The sequence below is a fragment of the Streptomyces griseus subsp. griseus genome (assembly GCF_000720255.1).
GTDB classification, from domain to species: domain Bacteria; phylum Actinomycetota; class Actinomycetes; order Streptomycetales; family Streptomycetaceae; genus Streptomyces; species Streptomyces griseus_I.
In genome coordinates this window covers 1-4,077 of the sequence record NZ_JOJE01000092.1, presented here as the reverse complement: position 1 = coordinate 4,077, position 4,077 = coordinate 1, and the positions used below count along the sequence as shown (strand labels likewise).

The 4,077-nt window shown below is 67.3% G+C and carries 5 protein-coding genes and 2 pseudogenes; 4 read left to right on the top strand and 3 right to left on the bottom strand.

Translation table 11 applies throughout. The features are described from left to right. Positions 1-178 precede the first annotated feature (178 nt). Positions 179-730 carry a hypothetical protein gene (locus tag IG99_RS43070; RefSeq protein ID WP_037684453.1) on the bottom strand — a complete coding sequence of 184 codons (552 nt, stop codon included), beginning with the start codon at positions 728-730 and terminating at the stop codon, positions 179-181. Positions 731-823: 93 nt separating this feature from the next. Here IG99_RS43070 and IG99_RS43065 point away from each other — a divergent pair. Both IG99_RS43065 and IG99_RS43060 read left to right on the top strand, forming a co-directional pair. Then, a pseudogene (locus tag IG99_RS43065) lies at positions 824-1,195 on the top strand (transposase family protein); the annotation flags it as partial. A 103-nt stretch (positions 1,196-1,298) separates the two neighbouring features. After that, a complete protein-coding gene (locus IG99_RS43060; protein ID WP_037684457.1) occupies positions 1,299-2,018 on the top strand; it encodes a hypothetical protein in 720 nt (239 codons plus the stop codon). 35 nt (positions 2,019-2,053) lie between these two features. Here IG99_RS43060 and IG99_RS43055 read toward each other — a convergent pair. Beyond that, positions 2,054-2,660 (bottom strand): annotated as a pseudogene (locus tag IG99_RS43055) (transposase); the annotation flags it as partial. A 47-nt stretch (positions 2,661-2,707) separates the two neighbouring features. Between IG99_RS43055 and IG99_RS43050 the strand changes: the two are divergent. Continuing rightward, a complete protein-coding gene (locus IG99_RS43050) occupies positions 2,708-2,947 on the top strand; it encodes a transposase (protein ID WP_107056176.1) in 240 nt (79 codons plus the stop codon). Here IG99_RS43050 and IG99_RS43045 read toward each other — a convergent pair. Further along, positions 2,913-3,299 (bottom strand): hypothetical protein, encoded by a 387-nt coding sequence (locus IG99_RS43045; RefSeq protein ID WP_234312175.1) that lies wholly within the window; start codon positions 3,297-3,299, stop codon positions 2,913-2,915. The genes IG99_RS43050 and IG99_RS43045 overlap by 35 nt on opposite strands. 433 nt (positions 3,300-3,732) lie before the next feature. Here IG99_RS43045 and IG99_RS43040 point away from each other — a divergent pair, with 433 nt between their 5' ends. Continuing rightward, a complete protein-coding gene (locus IG99_RS43040; protein WP_037684451.1) occupies positions 3,733-4,020 on the top strand; it encodes a transposase in 288 nt (95 codons plus the stop codon). The last annotated feature ends 57 nt before the right edge of the window (positions 4,021-4,077 follow it).

Sequence of the window (4,077 nt, the reverse complement as noted above, 5' to 3'; positions counted from 1 at the left end):
GGAACCCGGCGCCCACCCGACGCGACAGCCGGGTCACCGGCCTGCCCACCATCAGCTCCGGAAAGCAAAAGGGCCCACCGACTCCGTCGGCGGACCCCCTCGAAAGATCGAGGCTAAGAGCTGTCCCGCAAAGATCTTGGCTCCGAGTACGGAGCAGCCTGAAGAGCTGGTGAGGTGCTCAGCCGGTGTTTCGTGAGGTGGTCAGGGACCGGGCGTAGTCGGCGAGTACGCGGAAGTCGTTCTCTCGTAGGCCGATCCGCGGGTTGACGTGGTGGAGGAGCCCGGGACCTTGGTGGTGGGCGGTCACGTACGTCTGATCCAGCTCGCTCTGCTCGTCGTCTACCCAGGCGAAAGGACGGCCGCCTGCGTAGTCCACCAGCGGCCCGGTCTTCCAGTGGACTCCATCAGGGCGTTCTTGGAGTAGAACGTCGCCGAAGTCGACGAAGGGAAGTTCCGGAAGGCCGAGGACCGGTGCGATCCACCGGTTGGCGTCGTCCATCCATGTGGTGGCCCAGCACAGCTCGAAGCCGAGCTGGAGCAGGATTCGTCCGTGCTCTGGGTTGAGCCAGACACGTAGGGGGCGTCGTCGGGACGAGAGGCTCCTGTCGTCCTCATGGGCGTCGTTTCGGGGGACTCTGAGTGTGGTGTAGCCGTCGGGACGCCTCTCCGGCTTGGCCGCGTAAGGGTTGAGCGGCCCGTCCACGTCGAGGAACAGCAGTGGTCGGTTCACGGTTTCCCCCGGTCTTGCGCACTGTGGGCTGCCCCGATCAGCGTAACTGTGGGATTGTCTCGGCATTGGGCCGGCCTGAGTGATGATCATGATGTGGCGAGTGTGATCACGGCATCGGAGCCGTCCTGGATAACCCCGTTCGCGGGGCTGAGCCCGCGCTGCTTCGGCAAACTGGTAACCACGCTACGGCGCGATGGAGCACATGTGGTCCACCGAGGCCGGCCGTGGAGCCTGCCGCTGGAGGACCGGGTTTTGCTGGTCACGGCCTACTGGCGCACTAATCTGACGTTGCGGCAGCTCGCTCCGCTGTTCGGCGTCTCGAAGTCGACGGCCAGCCGAGTCATCAACCACCTCGGACCCCTGCTCGCACTCCAGCCCCGCAAGCGGTTCGCCAGGGACACCGTGCTCATCGTGGACGGCACCCTGGTGCCCACCCGCGACCACACGATCGCCGAGCGGTCGAAGACATCTCATGTCGCTGGCGGGTCAAGTCGAGCTGGTTAGCCGACGCCGGGTGAGCGTTGCTCCCGCGCGGTCGCCCGTCGGGCGACGCGGTAGCGTCCTGGGCATGGTGGATGGTCCTGATGTGTCAGTGGCGCTGGGGGGCGGGGTGACCGACCGCTCGCAGGCCTGGGACTTTGTGCGCTGGTTCAGTGGTGAGTGGATCGGCCGTCCTCTGCGGCCCGAGGACGGTTGTGCTGCGGACGAGCTGGCAGCCGCGGAGAGTGTTCTCGGCTTCGAACTCCCTGCAGCCTTGCGCGAGGGATACGCGCTCTTGGGCCGCCGAGACGACCTGGCCCGACAGCAGGACCCCTTGGTCCCGCCGGCCGGGCTCTATGTCGACGACGCCCTTGGCGGAGTCCTGGTTTTCCGCCGCGAGAACCAGGACTGTGCGGCATGGGCGATTCCCCTCAGCAAGATCGAGCAGGACGACCCTCCGGTGGTGGAGTCACACCGGGGTTGGATTCCGTTCCTCGACCGGATGTCCCTGGCATGGGTCGAATTGGTGCTGAGCGAATCACTCTTTGCCGTCGGCAGCCTTTACGACGCCTGCGAGCTGCCAGACGCGCTGGTGCCCAGCCTCCAGGCCCACTACGCCTGCATCGACCTGCCTGACCATCCGATGTGGGCGAGCGAAGAGGACTCACCTGTGCGCTGGAATGCGGCTCCTGGTCGATTGCTGCGCCCGGACGGCTTGCAGGATCTCAGCTGGGTCCATGCACGCGGTCACGCAGTCGCCGATCTTGAGGTCATCCGCGCAGACCTCCCCGGTTCTTGGGTTGGTTGACCTCTTTGACGCAGTTCCGACTGCGCCGTGGACGGTCATGCCGCCATGGTGACCGGGCTGGCGAAAGCATGTTCAGGGTCGTAGAGCATGCCGGCTTGCAAGCAGTGGTAGAGGCAGCCGAGCAGCTTGTTGAACAGGTTTCGAAGGGCGGCGGTGTGGCGTTCACCGCCGTCACGCCGGCGGTCGTAGTGGGCCCGCGGCCCTGCCGATCGGAGAGCCGCGAAGGCCCACATGTGACCGGCTGGCCAGGCGTTGATTCTTCACCGCTCGGGCTACGACGACGTGGCTGCGGCCGGAAGCTCGTGTCACCGGGGCGGCGCCGGCGTATGCCTTCATCGCTCTGGCGTCCGCAAAGCGTCCGCGATCGTCACCGATCTCTGCGAGGACGCGTGCGCCGGACAGTACTGACAGGCCCGGGAAACTGGTGATGATCTCGGCGTCCGGGTGAGCGAGGAATGCCTCCTCCGTCGCGGCGGCGAGCTTGTCGACGCTTTTGCAGGCGGCGTCGAGCTGTTGGATGAGAGCCAGCGCCTGGTGCCCCATGGCCTGCTCGACCTGGGGCAGGTGGTGCAGGTAGTCCGCGCGGAAGATGTCCCGAAGCCGCTCGACCTCGGCCTCGATGCCGGACCGCGGGCGAGCGGCACTGGCGCCTCACGCGGGTATGGGCCGACGGAGGCTACACCGGGCGCTTGGTCGACTTCGCCCGCGACGCCTGGCGGATCGCGCTGACCGTGGTCAGACGCAGCGACGACACCAGCGGTTTCACCGTGCTGCCGAAGAGGTGGCTGGTGGAGCGCACGTTCGCGTGGCTGATGCACTCACGCCGCCTGGCCCGCGACTACGAGACGCGCCCCGACACCTCGGAAGCGGTGATCCGGTGGTCGATGAGCATGGTCATGAGCCGCCGGCTCGTGCGGCGGTCACGCTGAACAGCCCCGGTCGTTCCTCCGCCAGCCAGCCCCGCGCGGCCAGGCGCTTGGCTTTCGACCGCACCCCTTCCACCTTTGCCGGGACCGGCTCCAGCCCGAGGGCTGAAGCGAGCCGACGGCAGTCCATCGCCTCCCCGCAGGCCCCGTTCCCACCGGCAAGAACGTCCATGATCCGCCGGTAGTCCGGCGCCAGAACCGCCGGGACAAGCCCTTTTTGCCAGTGCGGCACCACCGAACCGGGCACGGCCGCCGTAACCTGCGACGGCTGTTCACCGGCCACCACGACCGGCGGCACGTCCTCGCCACCGCGAGGCTCCGCCAGAACCTCGCTCACCGTCTCGCGGGCGATCACGAACCGCTCCTACACGGCCTCCGCCTCCCGCAACTCGGCCTGGAGAGCCTCCACCCGCTGCCGAGCGGCGCGTTCACGCTCCTCCAGCAACCCCATCACCGACGGCATCCCGGCACCTCCACCGACGAGGACGACACGACACCTCGTTCCTGCCGCCGAAACACCCCACCTACACCTGACCAGCGGAAACGCACCCGTCACCCTCGGAAAGACAACGGCTTCTGATAGCCAAAGACGTCTGGCAGGAGGCACTCTGCTCGGTTTGGTCCGAGTTCTGCCGAGCCGGCCTGACCCGCACCCGCGATCTTGGCCGCGGCCTCACCTGGGATGAGGCGCGCAGGGTCGCTGCTGGTCTGGCTGCCGGGCAACCGGACCTTGACCTGTCCCTCCCCTCGTAGCGTAGAGACCGTGACTGCAGGGGAAGTTGGGAGTCATGGCGGAGAAGCGACGGAAGTTCGAGCCGGAGTTCCGCGAGGGGGCTGTGCGGATCGTCACGGAGACCGGAAAGACGATCGCCGAGGTCGCCGAGGACCTGGGGATCAACGAGACCACCCTGGCGAGCTGGGTCTCCCGTGCCCGTCGGGCAGGGACCGCACCGGCCGGCGGGAGTGACGAGCTGGAGCGGTTGCGGCGAGAGAACGCCCAGCTCAAGCGGGACAACAAGGAACTGGTCATGGAGCGTGATGTCCTCAAACGCTGCATGGTCCTGTGGGTGAAGTAGCCGTGGCGGACCCGGCGTCCGTCGTCGGGGTGATCAGCGACTTCAGGACCGAGCACG

Coding starts and splice junctions, on each gene's coding strand:
- IG99_RS43060 (WP_037684457.1), top strand. CDS start 1,299: ATGGTGGATGGTCCTGATGTGTCAGTGGCGCTGGGGGGCGGGGTGACC.
- IG99_RS43040 (WP_037684451.1), top strand. CDS start 3,733: ATGGCGGAGAAGCGACGGAAGTTCGAGCCGGAGTTCCGCGAGGGGGCT.